This is a genomic window from Rhizobium sp. CSW-27, assembly GCF_018760785.1.
Taxonomy (GTDB): Bacteria; Pseudomonadota; Alphaproteobacteria; order Rhizobiales; family Rhizobiaceae; genus Neorhizobium.
The window spans coordinates 433543-455587 of record NZ_JAHHZO010000001.1; the positions used below are offsets into that span (position 1 = coordinate 433543).

At 65.7% G+C, this 22045-nt stretch carries 21 protein-coding genes and 2 pseudogenes; 8 read left to right on the forward strand and 15 right to left on the reverse strand.

Features of this window, described 5'->3' with window-relative positions; translation table 11 throughout:
* Positions 1-20 precede the first annotated feature (20 nt).
* The 6 genes and pseudogenes from KLP42_RS02230 to KLP42_RS02255 all read right to left on the reverse strand — a co-directional run bounded on the left by KLP42_RS02230 (position 21) and on the right by KLP42_RS02255 (position 7459).
* Complete coding sequence (locus KLP42_RS02230) at positions 21-749, reverse strand: L,D-transpeptidase (protein ID WP_215564411.1); 729 nt, start codon at positions 747-749, stop codon at positions 21-23.
* A gap of 159 nt (positions 750-908) precedes the next feature.
* Positions 909-1733 (reverse strand): L,D-transpeptidase, encoded by an 825-nt coding sequence (locus KLP42_RS02235; RefSeq protein WP_215564413.1) that lies wholly within the window; start codon positions 1731-1733, stop codon positions 909-911.
* A 78-nt stretch (positions 1734-1811) separates the two neighbouring features.
* Positions 1812-2795 carry an alpha/beta hydrolase family protein gene (locus KLP42_RS02240; RefSeq protein WP_215564414.1) on the reverse strand — a complete coding sequence of 328 codons (984 nt, stop codon included), beginning with the start codon at positions 2793-2795 and terminating at the stop codon, positions 1812-1814.
* A gap of 71 nt (positions 2796-2866) precedes the next feature.
* Positions 2867-4516, reverse strand: a complete 1650-nt coding sequence (locus tag KLP42_RS02245; RefSeq protein ID WP_215564416.1) for a cisplatin damage response ATP-dependent DNA ligase — start codon at positions 4514-4516, stop codon at positions 2867-2869.
* Between the two features lie 364 nt (positions 4517-4880).
* Positions 4881-5892 (reverse strand): annotated as a pseudogene (locus KLP42_RS02250) (ligase-associated DNA damage response exonuclease).
* Between the two features lie 61 nt (positions 5893-5953).
* On the reverse strand, positions 5954-7459 hold the full coding sequence (locus KLP42_RS02255) for an MDR family MFS transporter (protein ID WP_215564418.1): 1506 nt from the start codon (positions 7457-7459) through the stop codon (positions 5954-5956).
* Positions 7460-7576: 117 nt separating this feature from the next.
* On the opposite strand from KLP42_RS02255, the gene KLP42_RS02260 reads away from it, so the two are divergent.
* A complete protein-coding gene (locus tag KLP42_RS02260) occupies positions 7577-8158 on the forward strand; it encodes a MarR family winged helix-turn-helix transcriptional regulator (protein ID WP_215564419.1) in 582 nt (193 codons plus the stop codon).
* 16 nt (positions 8159-8174) lie between these two features.
* On the opposite strand, the gene KLP42_RS02265 is transcribed toward KLP42_RS02260, so the two are convergent.
* On the reverse strand, positions 8175-9692 hold the full coding sequence (locus KLP42_RS02265; RefSeq protein ID WP_215564420.1) for a diguanylate cyclase domain-containing protein: 1518 nt from the start codon (positions 9690-9692) through the stop codon (positions 8175-8177).
* Positions 9693-10127: 435 nt separating this feature from the next.
* Here KLP42_RS02265 and KLP42_RS02270 point away from each other — a divergent pair, with 435 nt between their 5' ends.
* Positions 10128-10793 carry a glutathione S-transferase family protein gene (locus KLP42_RS02270; RefSeq protein WP_215564423.1) on the forward strand — a complete coding sequence of 222 codons (666 nt, stop codon included), beginning with the start codon at positions 10128-10130 and terminating at the stop codon, positions 10791-10793.
* On the opposite strand, the gene KLP42_RS02275 is transcribed toward KLP42_RS02270, so the two are convergent.
* Together KLP42_RS02275 and KLP42_RS02280 are read right to left on the reverse strand one after the other, a co-directional pair.
* Positions 10741-11376: a DUF2087 domain-containing protein gene (locus KLP42_RS02275; RefSeq protein ID WP_215564425.1), complete on the reverse strand. Its 636-nt coding sequence runs from the start codon at positions 11374-11376 to the stop codon at positions 10741-10743. The genes KLP42_RS02270 and KLP42_RS02275 overlap by 53 nt on opposite strands.
* Before the next feature lie 167 nt (positions 11377-11543).
* Positions 11544-12467, reverse strand: coding sequence for a LysR substrate-binding domain-containing protein (locus KLP42_RS02280; RefSeq protein ID WP_215564427.1), 924 nt, complete (start codon positions 12465-12467; stop codon positions 11544-11546).
* 101 nt (positions 12468-12568) lie between these two features.
* Here KLP42_RS02280 and KLP42_RS02285 point away from each other — a divergent pair, with 101 nt between their 5' ends.
* Entirely contained in the window at positions 12569-12769 is a 201-nt protein-coding gene (locus KLP42_RS02285) for a hypothetical protein (protein WP_215564429.1), read from the forward strand.
* Between the two features lie 36 nt (positions 12770-12805).
* Here KLP42_RS02285 and KLP42_RS02290 read toward each other — a convergent pair whose 3' ends face one another.
* Together KLP42_RS02290 and KLP42_RS02295 are read right to left on the reverse strand one after the other, a co-directional pair.
* Positions 12806-13429 (reverse strand): glutathione S-transferase family protein, encoded by a 624-nt coding sequence (locus tag KLP42_RS02290; protein WP_215564431.1) that lies wholly within the window; start codon positions 13427-13429, stop codon positions 12806-12808.
* Positions 13430-13490: 61 nt separating this feature from the next.
* Positions 13491-13854, reverse strand: a pseudogene (locus KLP42_RS02295) (DUF4406 domain-containing protein).
* Between the two features lie 99 nt (positions 13855-13953).
* Here KLP42_RS02295 and KLP42_RS02300 point away from each other — a divergent pair.
* Both KLP42_RS02300 and KLP42_RS02305 read left to right on the forward strand, forming a co-directional pair.
* Positions 13954-14709 carry a DeoR/GlpR family DNA-binding transcription regulator gene (locus KLP42_RS02300; RefSeq protein ID WP_215564433.1) on the forward strand — a complete coding sequence of 252 codons (756 nt, stop codon included), beginning with the start codon at positions 13954-13956 and terminating at the stop codon, positions 14707-14709.
* Between the two features lie 148 nt (positions 14710-14857).
* Positions 14858-15262, forward strand: coding sequence for a hypothetical protein (locus tag KLP42_RS02305; RefSeq protein WP_215564435.1), 405 nt, complete (start codon positions 14858-14860; stop codon positions 15260-15262).
* 300 nt (positions 15263-15562) lie between these two features.
* On the opposite strand, the gene KLP42_RS02310 is transcribed toward KLP42_RS02305, so the two are convergent.
* Entirely contained in the window at positions 15563-16570 is a 1008-nt protein-coding gene (locus KLP42_RS02310; protein ID WP_215564437.1) for an asparaginase, read from the reverse strand.
* A 112-nt stretch (positions 16571-16682) separates the two neighbouring features.
* Here KLP42_RS02310 and KLP42_RS02315 point away from each other — a divergent pair, with 112 nt between their 5' ends.
* From KLP42_RS02315 to KLP42_RS02325, 3 genes are all read left to right on the forward strand, one after another.
* Positions 16683-17420 carry a DUF3750 domain-containing protein gene (locus KLP42_RS02315; protein WP_215564439.1) on the forward strand — a complete coding sequence of 246 codons (738 nt, stop codon included), beginning with the start codon at positions 16683-16685 and terminating at the stop codon, positions 17418-17420.
* Between the two features lie 266 nt (positions 17421-17686).
* Positions 17687-17956 carry a ribbon-helix-helix protein, CopG family gene (locus KLP42_RS02320; RefSeq protein ID WP_215564441.1) on the forward strand — a complete coding sequence of 90 codons (270 nt, stop codon included), beginning with the start codon at positions 17687-17689 and terminating at the stop codon, positions 17954-17956.
* A gap of 2 nt (positions 17957-17958) precedes the next feature.
* Positions 17959-18276 carry a type II toxin-antitoxin system RelE/ParE family toxin gene (locus tag KLP42_RS02325; RefSeq protein WP_215564443.1) on the forward strand — a complete coding sequence of 106 codons (318 nt, stop codon included), beginning with the start codon at positions 17959-17961 and terminating at the stop codon, positions 18274-18276.
* A gap of 28 nt (positions 18277-18304) precedes the next feature.
* On the opposite strand, the gene KLP42_RS02330 is transcribed toward KLP42_RS02325, so the two are convergent.
* The 3 genes from KLP42_RS02330 to KLP42_RS02340 form a co-directional block, all read right to left on the reverse strand.
* Positions 18305-19318: an NAD(P)H-quinone oxidoreductase gene (locus KLP42_RS02330; protein ID WP_215564444.1), complete on the reverse strand. Its 1014-nt coding sequence runs from the start codon at positions 19316-19318 to the stop codon at positions 18305-18307.
* 160 nt (positions 19319-19478) lie between these two features.
* A complete protein-coding gene (locus tag KLP42_RS02335) occupies positions 19479-21287 on the reverse strand; it encodes a bifunctional diguanylate cyclase/phosphodiesterase (protein ID WP_215564446.1) in 1809 nt (602 codons plus the stop codon).
* 135 nt (positions 21288-21422) lie between these two features.
* The gene (locus KLP42_RS02340; RefSeq protein WP_215564448.1) at positions 21423-21977 is read right to left on the reverse strand and encodes an HdeD family acid-resistance protein; all 555 of its coding nucleotides are present in this window, start codon (positions 21975-21977) and stop codon (positions 21423-21425) included.
* Positions 21978-22045: the final 68 nt, after the last annotated feature.

Consider the following 22045-nt stretch of genomic DNA (forward strand, 5'->3'; position numbering starts at 1 on the left):
ACCAGGCTTGCGCGGTCGCCCTACTGCCAGACGACGATGCGCGCCTTCTGCGGCACACGCTCGTAAAGGTCGATGATGTCCTGGTTCATCAGGCGCACGCAGCCCGAGGACACGGCCTTGCCGATGGAGTTCCATTCGGGCGAGCCGTGCAGGCGGTAGAGCGTGTCCTGGCCGTTCTGGAAGATGTAGAGCGCCCGTGCACCGAGCGGGTTCATCAGGCCCGGATCCATGCCGCCATTGGCGGCGGAATATCTGGCAAGTTCCGGCTGGCGGCCGATCATTTCCTGCGGCGGCGTCCATTTTGGCCATTTCTGGCGCCACTGGATGACGCCCTCACCCTGCCAGGAGAAGCCCTGGCGGCCGATGCCGACGCCATAGCGCATGGCGGTGCCGCCCGGCTCCACCAGATACAGGAAGCGCGAGGCCGTATCGACGACGACGGTGCCCGGCGGCTGGCCGGTCGGGTCCACGACGCGCTGGCGGTAGAAGCGCGGATCGATCTGCCAGTAAGGAACGGCGGGGATGACATAGCCGCCATCCACCGTCTCGCCATAGATGGCATCGAGTTCCGGCGAACGGCCGCGCATCGGCGGCGACGGCACATACTGGGAAATGCCGTCCTCGCCGCGATAGGTGATGCGAAGGCCACCGGGGCCGGGACTGGAGGAGGCGCAACTGGCAAGCGTGGAGGCGGTACCGACGGCCAGGAGACTGAGGAGTCGGCGGCGGCTGAAAAGATCTTTTGTCATGGGGCCGGAATTACTTCTTCACTGGAACGGCGGGAACAAGAACGGAAACCAACGAACTCTGCAACAATTTGTTCCGTCAATTATGGCCTAAAGAAGTATAGCGCGCCTTAATTGCCTGCCCAGCGCGCCAGGATGCACCTTGTCGTGAGAAGGGTGTGATCAGATCACCACAATCGGGGTGCGGGCCGGCACTCGGTCGAACAGGTCGATGACATCCTGGTTCAGCATGCGCACGCAACCGGACGAGGTAGCCTTGCCGACCGACTGCCAGTCGGGCGTGCCGTGCACGCGATAGAGCGTATCCTTGCCATCCTTGTAGATGTAGAGCGCGCGGGCACCGAGCGGATTGTTGAGCCCCGGCATGGCGCCGCCTTCCGCCGCGGAGAATTTCGCCAGTTCCGGCTGGCGCTCCACCATGTCCTGCGGCGGGGTCCAGCGCGGCCACTTCGCCTTCCACTGGATGACGCCGCGACCGGACCAGGCATAGCCCTCACGACCGATGCCGACCCCATAGCGCAGCGCCTTGCCGTTCGGCTGCACCAGATAGAGGAAGCGGGCCCGGGTATCCACCACGATGGTGCCCGGCGCCTCGGTGGTCGCATAATCCACCTCCTGGCGCAGATAGCGCTGGTCGATGCGTGAATAGGGAATGGCCGGCAGCGTGTGGCCGTCATCCTGCATGCTGGCGTAATAGCTGCGGAAGGCCGGATTGCTGATCGGCACGCCATAGGTCTGGTGGAACTGCGTCTGGTAGAGGTCGCGCTTCTGCGGAATGGGCTGCTGCTTGCGCACCGGCAGGGGCTGCGGCTCCGGCTGGCTGGCGCCGGCCATGTTGTAGAAGACCGGCGCCGTCTCCTGCACGAAGACATCCGGGTTCATGCGGCTGGTATCGGTGACCAGGATGCAGCCGGACAGCCCGCAGGCGATGGCAGCAAGACTGGCGGCCGCAAGAAGGCGTGAAACAGGGCGGGCGGTGCAAGGCATGGCGAGACTTCCGGCAGATGACGTCGGGGCACAGTCTGTCGGGCGTGGCTGGCGCGAGGCTGTCGTGAGAGAAGCCCCTCACGCCCCGTGGGCACGGAAGAAGCGGATGCTTTCCGCCACCGCGCCGGGCACCACGCCGTTATGCGTGCCGGGCAGCAGGCTGTGATCGATGGAAATGCCGGCGGAGCGGGCGCGATCGACCATCAGCTGGTGATTGCGGTCGAAGGGCCGTTCCTCCGTGCCGCGCAGGAGCAGCGTCGGGCACTTCAGGCTTCTGCCGAAGCAGACCGAGGAGCGCATGACGAATTCGCGCGGATCGGTGCGGTCGAAGCGGATCTCCTCGCGGTAGCGGCCGAAATAGCGCCAGGCATCGACGCCGGCAGAGATCGGCACGGCCGCGCGGAAGCGCCGTGTCATGGCGGCGAGAATCGCCAGCGTGCCGCCATTGCTGTGACCGGCGATGAACAGCCGCCCAGGATCGACGCCGGGCTGCGCCAGCAGATAGTCCGCCGCCGCCAGCGCATCGGAGGTTTCGTCGTAGAAGCCGGAATAATTGCCGGCCTGGCCGTTTTCACCGCGGAACGAGGGCAGCATGACGATGAAGCCCGCCTCGACATAGGGCATCACCAGCTGCCAATGGCCATCGCCGGTGGCATTGCCGCCATGCAGGAACAGCACCGCCGGCTTCGGTGCCCGCGATGGCTTGCCTTCGCCGATCCAGGCGATCAGTTCGAGCTCCTGTGCCGCGCCGCCGCGATAGAGCACCTTACGGGCGCCGGCCGGCGTGCCGAGCGGCGGCGCCGCCTCCGGTGCGGGGCCGAACTTCAGCAGATGGGTACGAAACTGGCGGCGGGCCTCGGCATAATCCTGCAGCTCCAGCGGCGGCTCCTCGGGAACCGGAAAGGGTGGCGGCCCGACGGGCCGTGCCGCCTGCGCGGGGGGCTGGGGCATCGCCTTGCCGGAGGCGGAAGCCCCTTCGGGCGGGGCAACGGAGGCGGCAGCGGCAGGCATGGCGGCTCCGGCGAGGAGACCGGCAAGCACGAGACGGCGGGAAAAAAGCATCGGCGGGACCGTGTTGATGAACGGACGGTCGAGGCTATCACCGCCGGCACGGCGAACAAGCCCCCGACCGTTCACGCTTTCTCGACCTGCCGCTCGTCGATCATCGCGACAAGCGTCGAGAGGCGGTCTGCGTCGCGCGGCAGTTTGTCGGGCCGCAGGCGGGCGATGCGGGGAAAGCGCATGGCCACGCCGGATTTGTGACGCGTCGAGCGGTTGATGCCCTCGAAGGCGACTTCCAGCACGAAGCCGAAGCCGGGTTCGGCGCGCACGGCGCGCACCGGCCCGAAACGCTCCACCGTGTTGTCGCGCACGAACTTGTCGAGGATCTCCAGTGCCGCATCGGTGAAGCCGAAATAGGCCTTGCCGACCGGCACCAGCAGCTCGCCCTCCGGCCCCTCCGTCCACACACCGAAGGTGAAATCGGAATAATAGCTGGAGCGTTTGCCGTGGCCGCGCTGCGCATACATCATCACCGCATCGACGTTGAAGGGTTCGCGCTTCCACTTGAACCAAGGCCCCTTCAGGCGCCCGGCCTGGTAGGCGCTGTCCCGCCGCTTGATCATCACCCCCTCGATGACCGGATCGGGTGGCGACAACCGGAGCGCATCAAGCTCCTGCCAGCTGGCAAAGGGCACCAGCGGCGACAGGTCGAAGCGATCGTGCGGTGCCTTGCCGATCAGATCCGTCAGACGCTCGCGGCGCTCCAGAAAGGTCCTGGCGCGCCGGTCCTCGCCGCCTTCGAACAACAGGTCATAGGCGCGCACGAAGGCCGGATAATCCTGCACCAGCCTTGCATTCACCGTCTTGCGGTTCAGCCGCTGCTGCAGATCGGAGAAGCTGCGGGTGGCGCTGTTCGACCGGGCGGTGCCTCCGACCAGCAGTTCGCCATCGATGACACCCTCGAAGGAAATCGCGTCGATCACATCGGGAAAGGCACCGGAAATATCGTCACCGGAGCGGGAATAGAGCTTGCGCGTCCCCCCGAAGGAGGAGATCTGCACGCGGATGCCGTCCCACTTCCATTCCGCCGCGTAATCGGCAGGGTCCAGCTTGTCGAGATCCCCCGCCTCGACCGGATTTGCCAGCATGACGGAGTGGAAGATGGCGGGTGTTGCCAGCACCGGCTTCTCCCCCCGCCCCTCCAGCCAGGCAAACAGCGGCTGATAGGGAGGGGCGAGGCCATGCCAGAGCGTCTCGATCTCGGTGACGTCCCTGCCGATGCCACCGGAACCGCTCATTTCCGCCAGCGCCTGCTTGGCAAGCCGCGCCGAAACCCCGATGCGCAGCCCCCCGGTCGCGAGTTTCAGGAAGGCGAAGCGGCTGGAATGATCGAGATGATCCAGCAGGTCGCGCACGGCGGCGCGCACCTCCGTTCGGCCGAGACTGTTCATGCGCGTGACGACCTCGCCGAGCCGCGGCTGGGTTTCCGCCGCCACCCGCTCCTTCGCCCCGCCATCCCAGATCAGCGCGATGGTTTCGGCGAGATCGCCCACATAGTCGTAGGAATACTGAAAGAGGACGGGATCCAGCCGCTCCAGCGCCAGTTCCTTCAGAAGCGCCGGCTTGACGCCCTTCAGATCGAGCGTGCCGGCGAGCGCTGCCAGCCCGTACCCGCGATCGGGGTCCGGCGTGGTGCGGAAGTAATCGACGAGCAGCGTCAGCTTGCCGTTGCGCGACGGGGTGAGCACCAGGCGGTCGAGGAGTGTGGCGAAGGCTTTCATGCGTGCCTCGCGCTGATGCTGGTCGAGGCTGAGATACCTCCCTCTGTCCTGCCGCCTGGGGGCGAGCGACGAGTCGATCTCCCCGCTTGTGGGGGAGATGGCCGGCAGGAGAGAGGGGGCTGAGCGACACCGCGCGCGCGACGGTTGGGGCCCGATGAGCGGTGATGTAAAACCCCCTCTGCCCTACCGGGCATCTCCCCCACAAGGGGGGAGACGACTCGCAGCGCCGTCTTCCCGAACAAACCACATTGGCGCAACCGAGCTACTTCGGAACGACGGCAGTGCGAGGCAGCCGAGCCCCTCCCCCTTGTGGGCAGGGGTTGGGGAGGGGTTTTCTCCCTGAGAGACCGAATGGCATGCATCCTCAATCCCCCTCGTCCTCGTAGCCCACCAGATGCAGCGGGCGGGCGGCGATGCCGGCAAGTTCGCACCAGCGCACCAGCGCCTCCTCGCGGCCATGCGTGACCCAGACCTGCTGCGGGGCGATCTCGCGGATGGTGTCGAGCAGTTCCGGCCAATCGCAATGGTCGGAAATCACGAGCGGCAGTTCCACCCCGCCCTGCCTGGCGCGCTGGCGCACCATCATCCAGCCGGAGGCAAAGGCGATCAGCGGTTCGTTGAAGCGGCGCGCCCAGCGGTCCTGGAAGGCAGAGGGCGGGCCGACCACGATGGCGCCGTGGAACGCCCCCGGCTCCTTCTTCTCGAGGGTGGCCGGGCGGAGCTCGCCGAGATCGATACCCTCGGCGATATAATAGTCGCAGAGTTTCGCCAGCGCGCCGTGAATGTAGATCGGCCGGTCATAGCCGCAATCGCGGATGAGGCGGATCACCCGCTGCGCCTTGCCGAGCGCATAGGCGCCGACCAGATGCGTGCGCTCGGGAAACTGGGCGAGCGAGGTGAGCAGCTTGCGGGTCTCCGCCTTCGGGTCCGGATGGTGGAACACCGGCAGGCCGAAGGTGGCTTCGGTGATGAACACATCGCAGGAAACCGGCTCGAAGGGGGGCGCAGGTGGGATCCACGCCGCGCTTGTAATCACCGGAGACGACGATGCGGATGCCAGCCTTCTCGATGGAAATCTGCGCCGAACCCAGCACATGGCCGGCCGGATGGAAACGCGCCGTCACGCCGCCGAGATCGATGGCCTCACCGAAGGTCGCCGCCTGGGTCGCGCCGGCAAAATCCGCGCCGTAGCGCAGACCCATGATGTCGAGCGTCTGGCGGGTGGCGAGCACGGCGCCGTGGCCGGCGCGGGCATGGTCGGAATGGCCGTGGGTGATCAGCGCCCTTGCTACCGGACGCACGGGATCGACGTGGAAATCGCCGGCCGGGCAATAGAGCCCGGCGGGCGTGGGATAGAGCAGCGCCTCAGGTTTCATCGCCCTGAAGATAGGCCGAAACCGGCACTTTGAAAGGGTCTTCTGCGGCAGACGCCGTTCTTCACCCCTTGCGCTCGCCGGCAGACGGCAGGCGCACCGGCTTCAGCATCAGAGCGGCGATCAGGCCGACGCCCGCAAGGCCGGCAGCCGTGAGGAACATCGGCTCGAAGGCCCGCGCATAGGCATCCGCCACCGCAAGACGCGCCGCCTCCGGCAGCTTCGCCAGCTGATCCGGGGTCAGCGTCGTGACATTGTCGACACCCGGAATGGTGACGCCATGCATGAAGGCGGTGATGACGGCGCCATAGATGGAAATGGCGATTGCCGCCCCGCCCATGCGCGTCAGGGTGACGGCGCCGGTCGCGGAGCCCACATCGGCGCGCGGCACGGCATTCTGCACCCCGATGACCGGCGCCTGCTGGCCAAGCCCGACGGAGAGGCCCTGCATCAGCATGACCAGCGCCACCAGCACCAGCGAACTGCCGGCATGCAGCTGCGAGAAGATGAGAAGGGTCACGACGTTCATCACCAGGCCCGCCACGACGAAGGGCTTGTAGCGGCCGGTGATCGAGATCAGCCGCCCGGCCGACAGCGATCCGACAACGATACCGCCGGTGACGGCGATGAAGAACAGGCCGGCACCGGTGGGGGTGAGGCCGGTCGTCGTCTGCAGGAAGAGCGCGAAATAGTTGACCATGCCGATCGCCACGCCGCCGGTCATCAGGGAAACGATGAGGAACAGCGAGAAGGTGGAATCACGGAACAGGCGCAGCGGAATGATCGGATCGGGCGCGCGACGCTCCACCATCACCCAGGCGACCGCCGACGCGGTGCCGATCGCCAGCACGGTGAAGCTTTCCCAGGAGAACAGCGAGCCGAACAGCGAGATGCCGTCGGTCAGCAGCACCACGGTGGTGCTGGCCAGCGCCAGGAGCACGGCGCCCATGTAGTCGATCTTCGGCTGCCGGCTCGGCCGGCGGTTCGGCAGCAGCATCATCAGGCCGGCCAGCACCAGAATGCCGATCGGCAGGTTGACCAGGAAGATCGACCGCCAGCCGAAGAGATCGCTCATCACGCCGCCGATCGTCGGGCCGACCGTGCCGGAGGCCATGATCACGAGGCTGGAATAGCTCTGGTAGCGGGCGCGTTCGCGCGGTTCGAACAGGTCCGCATTGACGGAAAAGATCGACACCATGATGCCGCCGCCGCCAAGCCCCTGGAAGACGCGCGCGGCAATCAGGCTGTCCATCGACCAGGCGAGACCGCACAGCAGCGAGCCGATGGTGAAGATGGTGACCGCAGCAATCATCACGTATTTGCGGCCGAACAGATCGCCCAGCTTGCCATAGACCGGCATCACGGCGCTGGTGGCCAGCAGGAAGGCGGAGCCCACCCAGCCGAACCGCTCCAGTTCGCCGAACTCGCCGACGATGGTCGGCAGCGCGGTGGAGACGATCTGGTTGTCGAGCGTGGCCATGAACATGGCCGTGAGGAGAAACAGAAAGATGGCGAGCCGCAGGCGCTTGTCGGTGACGAGCGGCTGGAACGGCTGGGGTGACATGTCCATTGGGGGCATCCTGAGGTTTGCCAATTTATGTGCCTTCAGCATATAATTGTCAACTGAATGCTCTTGCGTTTCGCATACACTTGAAGCCGCCTCACGATCTGGTGTACGACGTCGCCCATGACGAGAGATCCCGAACAGCCAGAGCCTGCCGCACAGACCGACGCGGACATCTTCCGCATCGGCCAGACGATGACGCGCATGCGCGTCATGATGGGGCGGCGCATGATCGGCCGCATCGCCATCGCGCGCGCCGCACCGGGGCTGGACCTGTCGCAGCTCGACATTCTGGAGGTGGTGGTACGCATCCGCCGCGAGGGCGGCGAAGCAACCGTCGGTGCCATTGCCGATGCGATGCGCATCGACCCGTCGCGCGGCAGCCGGCTGGTGGCCGAACTGGTCAGCCAGGGCATCCTGAAGCGCGACGCCTCGCAGGAAGACGGCCGCCGCTCGCTGATTGCCCCGACGGAGGCCGGCGAAGCCCTTCTGACGGAAATCCGCGCGGTCAAGCACGCCATCGTGGCGCAGGCCACCCGCACCTGGCAAGACGAAGAACGCCAGGCCTTCAGCCATCTGTTCGAACGCTTTCTCGATGGCTTCGAGCAGATCTTCCAGGCCGGGGACGGACCGGAGGATGCGGCCCTGCCGATGGCCGCGCAACCGGCCGCAGGCCCGGACGCACCGGACGGCCCCGCCGGCTGAAGGACACAACCCCGGCTCAGGCCGGAATGCGACGCATCACCTGCAGCGCATCGCGGCCCTGCGCCTTCGCCTCGTACATGGCGCGGTCGGCGGCTGCCAAAAGTGTCTCCGGCGTATCGCCATCCTGCGGATGGAAGGAGACGCCGATGCTGCAGGTGACGGAGGCGCGCACCGAGCCCACCCGCAGTTCCTGCGAAATGGCGCCATGGATATCGCGCAGGCGCATCAGCGCGCTTGCCTCGTCCTGATAGACATCGCCGATCACGATGGCGAACTCGTCGCCGCCGAGCCGCACGGCCAGATCGCCCGGCCGGATACGCTGCTCGATCCGCTCGGCGATCTGCTGCAGCACCTGGTCGCCCGTGGCGTGGCCGTGGGTGTCGTTGATCTGCTTGAAATTGTCGAGATCGATATAGGCCACCGTCAGCTTGCGGCTTTCGCGGCGCGCCTCGGTCAGCGCGCGGCCGAAATTTGCCCAGAACAGCGTGCGGTTCGGCAGGCCCGTCAGCGGATCGTGATAGGCCAGATGCTGGATGCGCCGCTCGTTCATGGCCCGCTCGATGGCGATGCCGGCAAGATCGGTGGCCATGGCGGTGAGCGCGATTTCCCGCTGCGCGGGTTCGCGCACCTCGCCGGAATAGAGCGCGAAGGTGCCGAGCACCCGGTTGTTGGCGCCCATGATCGGCGTGGACCAGCAGGAGCGCAGCCGGAAGGGGATGGCCAGATGGCGGAAATCGGCCCAGAGCGGATCCGAATTGATATCGCGCACCACGATGGAGCAGCGCCGCCAGACGGCCGTGCCGCAGGAGCCGACGGAGGGGCCGATGGCAATGCCGTCGATCAGCCGGGTATAGGCCGGCGGCAGGCTGGGGGCTGCCCCGTGCCGCAGGCGTTCGCCAGCCTCGTCAAGCAGCAGCACCGAGGCGAAGACGCCTTCCAGCTGGTTCTCGATCATGCAGCACAGCGCATCCAGCACCGCCGGCAGCGGCCGGCCGCGCGCCACCATTTCCAGCACCGCAGCATGGCCGCGCTCCAGTTCCGCCTCCTGCCGGGCACGGGTGATGTCACGCGACATCACCATCAGCCCCACCACCTCGCCCATGGCATTGCGCAGGCTGGTGCGGGTGGTCAGCAGCCATTTCTCCACACCGTCCGGCAGGCGCACCATCTCCTCGCGCTCGCAATTGGCGCCCTGCGCCATCAGGTCCTGCTCCAGGGCGAAACGCTCTTCGGCGGTGGCCCGGTCAAGAAAATCCAGCTCGGTGCGGCCGATCAGATCGGCCATCGAGCGGGCATCGACGCAGACGAGCGCCGCCGCATTGGCAAAGACGAACCGGCAGCGCCGGTCCTTGATGCAGAAATATTCGGAGAACTGATCGAAAAGCATGCGGGGATCGAGGGACTGGATGATGCGGGCGCCCTCCGCATCATCCGGATCGGCGGAAGCCACGAGTTGCAGAAGATGGCGGCGCAGCAGATCGAGCGGATCGGCATCGGATGCGGTAATCCTTTGGTGCATTGCAGTATCACTCATTCATCCGCCTCCTGCACCCTTTCCGCGCTCCTGCCCTCCCATGGCCGAATCCTAACGGTGCAGGCGGCTATATGAGAAGGGCAAAATATGTCGCGGGGTCCGTTGACAGCCAAAGAATGGGAGGCAAACCCTTCCCTTCGTTTAAGACAATCGTGAAACTTCGATCTATTGCGTCGAAAGCCATCCAACCCTGCCTATGGTTGCACCAATCTGGAACACCGGCCCAGATCATGACAGGCTGTTGCGAATCGCAACAGGGCAGTGCGGAAAAAATTCAAGAGGGGCAAACTGATTCGTTTTCACAACCGGCGGCGCGGTGGCGCACGCCGCTTCGCGCATCACAAAATTTCATCGCTGCCTGTGGCCGGGGCGTCTTTTCCTCGGCGGCCCGCGGCAATAGGTTTCGTCTGCCATCGCAAACAGGAACCACCGCACATGCTGACGATCTACGGCGCCTGCCGCTCCCGCGCCACCCGCACCCTCTGGCTGGCCGGCGAACTCGACCTTGCCTTCACCCACGTGCCCGTGGTGCAGGCCAAGCGCCTTGCCGACCCCAAGGCACCCGATGCGCCGATGAACACCCAGTCGCCCGCCTTCCTCGCCATCAACCCGATGGGCACCATTCCCTCGATCGATGATGACGGCGTGGTCGTGCATGAATCGCTGGCCATCAACCTCTATCTCGCCAAGAAATACGGCGGCGACTTCGGACCGAAGGATCTGGTCGAGGACGCCGCCATGCTGCAATGGGCGTTGTTTGCCGCGACCGAGATCGAGGCGACCGCGCTGAAGATTTCCTTCGCCTCGCTCGGCGAACAGACCGACGAGGTGAAGGCCGCGATCGCCACCGCCGCCGCCAGCCTGAAGCGCCCCTTCGATGTGCTGGAAAAGCACCTGACCGGCAAGACGTGGATGGTCGGCGAACGCTTCACGGTTGCCGACATCAACATGGCCGAGATCGTCCGCTACGCACAGCCGCACGCCCCGCTCTTCGAGGAGCGCCCGGCGCTGAAGGCCTGGCTGGAGCGCGCCCAGGCCCGCCCCGCCTTCAAGGCGATGTGGGAGAAGCGCCTGGCCGAGCCGGCGACCGGCCCGGTGTGAACGGCGGCCGGTTCGAGACCCGCGGCACGATCCTCGCCCGCTTGCGGGCCAGCAGGTGACGGATGAGGGCAGCCGCTTCCGCCGGCGGACGGGTTTCGATCCGCCGGTAGATGCGGCAATCCGGCGAGCGGGCGACCATGCCCCAATCCACCAGTTCGCGGCGGATCAGCACGTGATCGCCAAAGCCGTTCAGGTCCTTGAGGATCGCGTTCACCTCCGGTTCGGAAAGCTCCCGCCGGGCCGGAAGGGCGGCCCAGCACCACCAGAGCGCCAGTTTCTGCTGCGAGGTCTTCTTCGGCCAGCGGGCCATCACGCCATCGCCATCGAAACAGCGCAGCACCTGCTCGATCCTGCGGTGATCGACAGGCTCCACCTCGACCGGCTCGGGTGCTGCCTGCAGCCGGGCGGCAGCGCCCTGGCTTGCCTTGAGGTGCTGGAAATTGCGGAAGCCCGCCCCGCGGGATAAGAGGTTGAGCAGTTCCACATGGCTTGGCGGGGTATCTCGCGCATCCAGCTCGCGGCGCAGGGTTTTCGCCAGCGCGGAGAGATCCGGAATGGTGACGGCATGCAGGGTTTTCGACATCGTTTCTTCCTCGATATCGTGCCGGTTCGATCGTCGGTGGTCACCGTCTTCCGACCCGGCACGAAGGAGAAACCAATCGTGAGTGCGGGATGAGATGGCAGGTTTAGCTCCCGATGCGTGATCGGGCGGCGACGCCTGGGTGAACTGCGGACCCTTGCCGACAATCGTTACCGCCCAGTCACCGGCACGTCAAGCGCGTCCCAGTCCGCCATGGCCTCGTCGAGTTCCGCCCGCAGCCAGGCGGCAAACATCGTCACCTTGGCGGGACGCCGGGCTCCGGCGCGGGTGACGAGATAATGGCCCATGCCGGTCGGCGCCTCGATGGGAAAGGGCACGGCCAGGCAGTTCTGCCGGACAGCCGACAGCGCCAGAAGCCGCCAGGCAAGCATCACCCCCTGCCCGGCAATCGCCGCCTCGAGGCAGAGCGAAGCCTCGTTGAACACATGGCGCGGCTTGATCTTGCGGCCGGCAAGGCCCGCCTCCTCCAGCCAGACATCCCAGGAAAACATCGCCTGCCCGTCGAGCAGCACCGGCAGCTTGAGGAGATCGGCGGGTGCCTTCAGGCCACGGGCGAGCGAGGGGGCGCAGACCGGAAACACCGTCTGCGGCAGAAGCAGGTCCGCCTCGACGCCCGGCCACGTGCCGCGTCCGATACGGATGCCGACATCGACGGCATCGCGGGAAAAATCCGCCAGCCGCGCGGTCGCATCCAGCCGCAGCCGAATCTGCGGATGACGGGCGGTGAACCGGTCGATGCGCGGCAGGATGAAGCGCGAGGCAAAGACCGGCGCGACGGAGACGGTCAGCAGCGTATCATCCGGCTGGCGGCCGATGGCGACCGCCTCCGACAGCGCCTGGAAACCGTCGGTCAGCCGGGCGATCAGCGGCCCCGTGCCCTCCACCGGCACAAGCCCCTTCGGCGTGCGGGCAAAGACGGGGCGGCCGAGCTGTGCCTCCGCCTTGATGACCTGCTGACTGACGGCGCCGATGGTGACGCCAAGCTCCTCGGCCGCTGCCTGCAGCGAACCGAGGCGGGCAACGCTTTCCAGCGCCCGCAGGCCGTTGAGGTGAACGCGATTGAGGTTCTGCATATAGATTTTCTACAGCAGACGCCTGATTTCTTCAATTGAAGATGACGGCCGGTGCCGCGATAACGAGCCTGCAAATACCCCCTATTTGCGAGGTGGCCATCATGGCAATTCCGACCCTTTTCCAACGATTTTTCCGCTGGGCCTGCCGCACAGACACCGCCGGCACGGCCGACATCCTGCAGGATCCGCAGATTTCGCGCATGAGCCTGCGCGAGCTTGCCGATCTTCCCTTCGGCGAGGTGACGTTCCAGGCCGAGCCGCCGGCCGCGGCGAAAACCCCGCCGCTGGCACGCTGCGCGTGAAGGAATCCTGAAACCGCAGCCGCCGGCGGCTCCGGCTCAGGCTGCCGCTTCGTCGGCCAGCGCCTTCTGCACCGAGGCGCGCTCCTGCATGCGCCGGTAGTGATCCGCGACGCGCGGGAACTCGGCAATATCGACGCCGTCGCCCTTCAGCCAGCTGGACATCACGAACAGATAGGGGTCGGCGATGGAATAGGCCTCGCCCAGCACCCAGGGTCCGGCCAGCAGATCCTCCTCGATCAGGCGATAGGCCTCGCGCATGGTGGCGGGCACCTTGCGCTTCATGTCCTCGATCGATGTCGGCTCGTCGGCCCAGCGGGTGGCGCGGCGGCCATGCGCATGGTTCACATGCACGGTGGTGGCGATGAAGCTGTTGAATCCCTGCAGCCGTGCCAGTTCGAAGGGATCGTCGAGCGGGGCCAGCCGCCTGTCCGGCGCCATCTGCGCGATGAACAGCAGGATCGCCAGCGTTTCCGTCAGCGTGCCCTTCTCCGTGACCAGCGCCGGCACGCGGCCCTTCGGGTTGACCTTGAGGTAATCGGCCGAACGCTGTTCGTTTTCGGCGAATTTCAGCCGCTGCAGCGCGAAAGGCAGGCCGGAATCGATGAGGGCAATATGGGCGGCCAGGGAGCAGGCGCCGGGCGAGAAGAAGAGCGTCAACATCAGCAGTCCTCCAGATTATCGAGGGCAAGGAGTAGCCCATCGCCCGGCGCCGGAAAAGTGCCTATTCCGTGATGACGCCGGGCACATCCTCCAGCCGGCACCAGACCGGCAGGCCGCGCTCGCGGGCAAGGCGCACATCGTTATCGGCCCCCTTGGACTCGCCCGGCAGGCGCAGCACGCCCTCGCACAGCGACAGCAGCCGGTGCGCCACGGGATAGAAGATCTCCTCGTAGAACGCATCGCCCACCCTCTGTCCGCGCGGCGGCCCGCCAGATGGGCAGTGCCACCCATTCGCCGATCATCGGCACGTGGCCTGCCTTGAACAAGGCATGCGAGGGCGCTTCGAGGCGGGCAAGGTTTTCCGCCATATTCCGGGGATCATCCCCGGTTCCGGAACGATAGGGGCCGGCAATCAGGATCAGCATGGTGCATGTTCTCCGCACGAAAAATCTTGTTTTCTTGCCTTAAAGACTCATTTCAGGCAATATCATTATGTTTCGTGCAACTTCGTGAAGAGTCAAGCCATGCTGACCAGCCAACGCAAAGCCCTGATCCTCGACCTGCTGCGCCGCGACGGCCAGGTGATCGCCCGTGATCTGGCGCAATCGCTGTCGTTGTCGGAGGACACGATCCGGCGCGACCTGCGCGAGATGGCGGCGGAAGGGCTGTTGACCCGCGTGCATGGCGGCGCGCTGCCGCTCGCACCGGGGCTTCCCGACCTGACGGCCCGGCGCAATCTGGCAAGCGAGGTGAAGGATCGGCTCGGGCGCGCCGCCGTGGCGCTGATCCGGCCGGGCATGACGATCTTTCTCGATGGCGGCACCACCCATGCCGCACTGCTGCGACACCTGCCGCGCGACATGCCCCTCACCATCCTCACCCACAGCCCGACCATCGCGGCGGATCTGGAGCATCACGCCGCCAGCGTGATCCTGATCGGCGGCACGCTCTACAAGCATTCCATGGTGGCGGTCGGCGCGCATGCGGCCGCACAGATCGCGCTTCTCAGCCCCGACATCTTCTTTCTCGGCGTCACTGCGATCCATGCGACCCGCGGCCTCTCGACCGGCGATTTCGAGGAGGCGGCGATCAAGCGGCAGATCGCCGGCCGCGCCGCCGAAACGGTGACGCTTGCCACACCGGAAAAGCTGGATGCCACCTCGCCGCACGTGATCGTGCCGGCCGCGCATCTTTCGACACTGGTCGTGCCGGCGGAGGTCGACGCGGGGCGGCTTCTCCCCTACCGGCAGGCCGGCATCAAAATCCTCGCCGCCGACTGATCCGGCACCGCAACGTCTGCGTTAGTGAGCGCATCCGGATTGCTTCGCGGCGGGAGGCGTGCCGCCTTCGCCCGTCGTGCGGATCATCCGCGCTTCGCCGGGCCCCGGGACCCCGGCGCATGATGCGCCCCGCCAGAGGAGATTGCCGATGCTCGTTCGCCTGCCACCCCTCATCCGCACCGTGCCGCTGTTTCTGGCGCTTGCCGCGCCCGCTGCCGCAACCGGCGAGCCCTTCAGCGCCCGCGACATCCAGACCGAGATCATCGGCAAGCGGATCTATCTGGCCGCGCCGCTCGGCGGCGAATTTCCGCTGAACTATCGCCGCTCCGGCGTGGTGGACGGCTCCGGCGAGGCGCTCGGCCTTGGCCGCTTCATCCAGCCGACCGACAGCGGCAAATGGTGGATCCGCGGCAACCGCCTCTGCCAGCAGTTCACCACCTGGTACAAGGGCGCGCCGATGTGCTTCGAACTCTACAGGACCGGCGACAAGACGCTGAAATGGATCCGCGACAACGGCCAGACCGGCACGGCGCGGATCGGCGGTGAGATCTGAGATTTCGGCCGGGAGGTGGCGTTGCGTTTGACGTGGCTCCGGCGTTCTGCCCGCTATGGCATCCCGGCGCCGCTGGGCATTTCCGCCGCAAGGGCGACTGTTGCAATTGAAACAGGACCCCTCCCAACCCTCCCCACAAGAGGGAGGGCTTTAACCCAGCCGACCCGCCGAAGCAGGGGAAAGCCGGGCGGGTGCCGCAGCGGGTCTCCCCCTCGTGGGGAGATGGCGACAGCCAGAGGGGGTAACCCAAACGGCACAACGCTACCCGGCGCTGCCGATCACGACACCCCGGCCAGCACCTCACGCAAACAGGGCGTCCGTCACACGGATATCGCCGACATGGATGCCGTTCCAGTTGGAGAGCGGGCGGTTGGCCATGCCGATCAGCGTTTCGCGGGTCTCGCTGCCCGGCTCGAAGAAGCGGGCGATCAGGGCATAGATCATGCTTTCGGCGGCGCGTGCCGTCCCGTCCTCGCATTTGACGGCAAGCGCCACGCCCTGTTCCGGAAGGGCTGCGACGAAGACGCCTTCGGCACCGGTCTTGGCGAAGATCTTGCCCGGTGCCACCTCCATCAGACGGGTGCAGGCGCGCTTGGTGCCGGCCACGTAGAAGGGCTCGGCCATGCAGGCTTCCATCAGCCGGCGCGAGGCTGCGGCGCGGGAGGGCGACAGGCCCTCGCCGGTCAGCATGCGGGCAAAGCCGTGCGCCAGGCCTTTCAGAGGCACGGCATAGGTCGGAATGGAGCAGCCATCCGTGCCGCAGGTATCGCGGTCCAGCACGGCGCCGGTCAGCGCCTGCATGACGGCGCGGATTTCCGCCTGCAGCGGGTGGTCATAGCCGACATAGCCCTTCGGGTCCCATCCGGACTGCACGCAGGTGCAGATGAAGCCGGAATGCTTTCCGGAGCAGTTGTTGTGCAGCGCCGTCGGGCGCTCCAGCGTGCGGGCCTGGTGGATCAGCGTCTGCTGGTCGGAGGACCAGTGCGCGCCGCATTCGAGAACCGAAAGATCATGGCCGGCCTTTTCCAGCATGCCGGCGGCGGTCGCCACATGCTCGTCCTCGCCCGAATGGGAGGAACAGGCGAGCGCCAGTTCGCGCGCCGAGAGGGTGAAGGCATCTGCGGCGCCGCTTTCGATCAGCGGCAGGGCCTGCATGGCCTTGCAGGCGGAGCGCGGAAAAACGCCGGCCTCCACCTCGCCGGCGGAAAAGACGATGCGGCCGGCGCCGTCCACGGCGACGGCCATGCCGCGGTGACGGCTTTCCACACGATTGCCACGAGTGACTTCGACGGTAACGGGATTTTGCATTGGGAGGCCCTGCTGATGCTGCTTTCGTGCCTCTGATAACCTGACGGGACGAAAAGCCCAACCCATTTTACCGGCCCGGACAACCAGCCGGGAAAGGCGAACGACGACCGGAATGACACTGCTGAAACGACTGCTGACGGCGATCTTCATCGTCTACCTTGCCCCCACCTTCGCCTCGGCCGGCTGGTGGGTGCTGCAGGACCGGCCCACCCGCTGGAGCGACGCCAACTGGGGATCGGCCGGCCTGCTGCCGAAGCCTGCGGCAAGCGATGCGGCCGCCATCCATGTCTTTTCGGCCAAGACCGGCGGGCTGAAGGGCGCCGTTGCCAGCCATGCCTGGATCGTCACCAAGGAAAGGGGGGCATCCTCCTACCAGCGTTACGACAAGGTGGGCTGGGGCGCGCCAATTCGCCGCAACCATCGGCCGGCCGATGCCTACTGGTATTCCAATGCGCCCGAACTGGTGGTTTCCGTGACCGGCGCCGAGGCCGAACGGCTGATCCCCCGCGTCGAGGCGGCGATTGCCGCCTATCCTTATGCCGCACAGGGCGATTACCGCATCTGGCCGGGGCCGAACTCCAACACCTTCGTCGCCTTCGTGCTGCGCAGCGTGCCGGATCTCGGCGCGGTGCTGCCGCCGCATGCGGTGGGGCGCGACTACCTGCCGGAAGGGCCGTTCTTCGCCATCGATCCGGACGGGCGCGACCTGCATCTGACGCTGGCCGGCCTCATCGGCCTCTCCGCCGGCTGGCGCAGCGGACTGGAGGTGCATTTTCTGGGCCTCGTCGCCGGCCTGGATCTGACCCGCCCCGGCCTAAAGATCCCTGCCATCGGCCGCATCGGGATATAGCCCTCGCCCGATATGCGCCCCAAACAGAAAAAGGGCCGCTTTCGCGACCCTTTCCATGAGTTCGGTTCGGAATGCGAACCAGGACCTTGCGGTAGAAGGCCCCTGGGGAGGTGCGGTCAGGCCGAGGGCTGCCCCGTCAAAACCAAAACCTTTCCCATGTCCGCGTTGCAAACCGCAATCTCATTAGACATCGGATCACCTCCTTCCGTTTCGTTGAACATGAACCTAGGATAGGAGCGGAAAGGCCAGAGAGCAAGGAACGTTATATGACGAAGTTCGAAGTGACGTTACCGGATGACATGATCGAGGCGTTTCACCGTCTGGCAGAGCGTCGCGGGCAATCGACACAGGATGTCATTGCCAGCGCCCTTCAATCGTTTCTGACGCATAACCAGCGCTGGGACGAGGATATGAAGGCGGCGCTTCAGGATGTTGAGAACGGTTTCGGGGTTGATGGCGAGGATGTGCTGGACTGGATGGACAGCTGGGGACGGAACGATGAGCGTCCCCGCCCGCTGCCAACTCGTACAGCTTGAGCATGCGCCTTCGATTTGCACCCGACGCCGTCGCCGATCTCGATGAATTGCGGAACTGGCTGAAGCCGCGATCGCCGCAGGGACACCGAAACGTTGTTTCCGCCATCACCAACACCATTCGGACCCTCCAGCAGCATCCGGATGGAGGGCGTCCAACGTCTCACCCCGACATACGCGAAGCGATCGAACCGCGTTACGGCTTCATCATCCCGTACAGTGTGCGCAACGAGACGCTTTGGATCCTGAGGATCTATAGTGCTCGCCGCTACCCTCTGGACCTTGCCAGCATGCGCTTTCACCTGACCGACAAGCCAGGCTGAGCCGGAACGATATCAGCGGAACATCCCCTCACCCCAGCGTCAGCACGATCTTGCCGATATGGCTGGAACTTTCCATCAGCCGGTGCGCTTCCACCACCTGATCGAAGGGCAGCACCGTGTGGATGACGGGCGCCACACGGCCGGCCTCCAGCAGCGGCCAGACCTGGGTGGCGAGATCGTCGCGGATGGCGCGCTTCTCTTCGGCCGTGCGCGGGCGCATCGTCGAGCCGGTCACCGTCAGGCGCTTGACCATGATCGGCGACAGGTTGACCTTTTCCGCCACGGCACCGCCGAGGAAGGCGATGATCGACAGGCAGCCGTCCTTGGCCAGCACGGAAAGGTTCTTCTCGAAATAGGCGGCGCCGATCATGTCCAGCACCACGTCGACCCCCTGCCCGCCGGTCGCCTCCTTGAGGACGGCGACGAAATCCTCGCTCTTGTAATTGATGGCGCGCGCAGCCCCCAGCCCTTCGCAGGCGGCGCATTTTTCGGCCGAGCCGGCGGTGGTGTAGACGGTTGCACCGAAGGCGCGCGCCAGCTGGATCGCCGTGGTGCCGATGCCCGACGTGCCGCCATGGATCAGGACACTTTCGCCTTCCGTCAGCCCCGCCATCTGGAAGAGGTTCGCCCAGACGGTGAAGAAGGTTTCCGACAGGGCCGCCGCCCGCACCGCATCATAACCCTTCGGGAAGGGCAGCGCCTGGCCGGCGGGCAGCAGGCAATACTGCGCATAGCCGCCACCATTGGCGAGGCCGCAGACCTGGTCGCCCACGGCGAAATCGGTGACGCCCTCGCCGAGCGCCACCACCTCGCCCGCCACTTCCAGGCCGAGAATGGGGCTCGCCTCCTTCGGCGGCGGGTAGATGCCCTGCCGCTGCGCCACATCCGGACGGTTCACGCCGGCGGCCTGCACATGCACCAGGATCTCGCCGGCCCGCGGCAGAGGCACCGGACCGCTGGCGAAGGTCATCACCTCGGGCGCGCCGAAGCTTTGCAGATCGACATGGCGCATGGATGCGGGAAGCGTGGCGGAAAGAGGCATGGGCTGTTCCTTTCGTTCGGTTCCCCGATGTAGGACCCGGCACCGCAGTTGAAAAGGTGACGCGCTGACGCAATCGTCGCCCTGCGGCAATCAGCCGGGCCGGCGCGGGCGATTGCCGGGCGCGTCCCCGCCGCCGTCCCGCCGCATCGGAGCAGGACGTTCAGACGGAATGGGCCTGAAAGCTGCGGAACACCAGCCCGCTCTCGCAATCCTTGGCCTGCGCCTTGACGCCGGCAATCGCCGTGCTGATGCGGTTCACGTCATCCAGCAGCAGGCCCTCGGGCAGTTCCAGCACGGCGATCGAGCAGCGCAGCAGCGGAAAATCCCGTTCGCGGCCGTTGCGGTCATGGCCGCGGATGATGCCGGCGGCGCGATCTTCCGGCGAATAGAGTTCCACCACGTCGTCGTGGAAATCCGAAAGCAGCCGTTCGAGGATCTCGTTCAGTTCCTCGCGCGTCCAGTCGCTCAAGCCGATGAAGAAATCATCGCCCCCCACATGGCCGAGGAAATCCCCCTCCGAGAAGAAATAGCGTCGCATCAGCGCGGCAAACAGCGAGATGGCGTGATCGCCCATCTGGAAGCCGTAATGGTCGTTGAACGGCTTGAAGTGGTCGAAGTCGCAATAGCAGAAGAAGCGGGTCTGGTCGTCGTTGCGGCCGACCTCGTGCATGAAATCGCGGATGGCGCGGTTGCCGGGCAGGCCCGTCAGCGGGTTCTGGTCCTGCGCCACCTTCAGCTGCTTTTCGTTGATCACCTTGATCAGGGCTGCGGCGGAAACGACACCGGCATAGCGCATGTTCTCCGTCAGGATCACGCAGTCGCTGCCGTCCATGTTGGCGAAGATGTTCATCAGCCGCTCGGCATTGGCATCGAGACCGACAATGGGCGCGCCCTCGACGAAATGCGAGATGGCGCGCTCGTAGATCTTGTTCTTCAAAAGGTCGCGGCCGAAGGGGCGGTAGATATATTCCTTCAGGTGATGCTCGTTGATGATGCCGCGCGGCTCGCCATTGGCATTCAGCACCGGGAAGAAGGACTGGCGCGGATTGCTGCGGAACAGTTCGAACACCGTATCGACGCTTTCGTGCTCGTAGACGGTCGGCAGCATCTCGATCTGCTTGCGGATCAGGATCTCGTCGAGCGACTGGCTGGCGCGGCGGCCGCGTCCGAGATCGACCAGATGCGGGAAGGCCGATTGCAGCTCACTGGTGAAGATGGTGGGCCGGGCAATGAACCAGCCCTGCACCAGATCGACCCCGAATTCGCGGCAGGCGAGGCATTCCGCCTCCGTCTCCACCCCTTCGGCGATGACGCGGATGCCAAGCACATGCGCGATGTTGACGATGTTGCGCACCAGATGCCGCTTGCGGGCGCTTTCCTCAAGGCCGGCGATGAAATGCCGGTCGATCTTCAGGTAATCAACCGGGAAGTCGCAGAGCAGCTTGATCTCCGCATGGCCGACGCCGAAATCGTCGATGGCGAGCTTGAAGCCGGCCTTGCGCATCTTGCCGATCAGCACGGCAAATTCCGGGACGCTGGTATTGTCGAGCCGCTCCGACAGTTCGAAGCAGATCGAGGATGGCGGAATGCCGGCCTTGCGCAGATGCGCCACCAGCTTGTCCACCACCTGCTCGCCCTGCGGGATCAGCCGGCCATCCAGATTGATGAACAGCGTGTTGTAGGCAAAATCCGGCAGCGTGGCGAACTTGGCAAGCGCACGGCCCGCCAGCATCTGCTCCAGCGCCAGCAGCTGGTCGGCACCGGCGGCGGTATCGAGAAGATCGAGCGGCGAGGCAAAGCCCAGGCGCTCATGGCCGCGCATCAGGGTCTCATAGCCGAAGGCGCGACCGGTCGACAGTTCGACGATCGGCTGGAAGGCGGTTTCCAGAACCAGCCGGGAGAGGGGCAGAAGCTGATCGTCGGCGTAGCGTCTCAAGATACCCGTTTCCAGCGTCGAGGCGCTCGACATGTCTTTCTCCGTCGCAATGGCATAATGCAAATGTCCGACACATGCTCACACAATAACGGTCAATGCTCGGTTGCCACTCTGTGACGGTTCCGTGAAAGTTTTTTGACGAAATGCAATTCAGCTGTGCACAGCCGTTCAGCCAACCTTGCGGGCAGCAAGGGAGACGGCGATCAGCGCCCAGCCCTGCACCAGAAGGTCGAGCGCCAGGAACAGGCCGAGGACCCACAGGCTGTTGACCGGCCAGCCGATGGCGATGACGAGGCCGGCCAGCGCGGTGACCCCGCCGCCGAGCATGATCCAGCCGGACCCGGCGGCCGGCCGCATCTTCCAGCCGATCCACAGCCTTGCCAGCCCGGCAGCCATCAGCGCCACCGCCATGAACAGGGTGAAGACGGCGGCGGTGAGCGCCGGATTGGTGAAGGCAAGGAAGCCGGCCAGCGTGTAGAGCACGCCACTCAGCGCCCAGAACAGAAAATGGCTCCAGTCCTTGACCTGGAAGGCATGCAGCAGATGCAGCACGCCGCCGACCAGCATCATGGCGCCGAGATAGAAGACGGAGGCCACGGTGGCGAGCAGCAGGTTGGCGAGCGCGATGGCGCCGAGCAGAAGAAGAACAAGGCCGAAGCCGAGAAACCAGCCCCATTTGCCATGCAACTGGTGCGGATCGGGACGGCTCAACAGGTCGGTCATCGTATGGTCTCCTGTGTTTCGGAGCGGCAGGGTTTCGGAGCGGGCCGGCCGGCCACCTTATGCAAGAG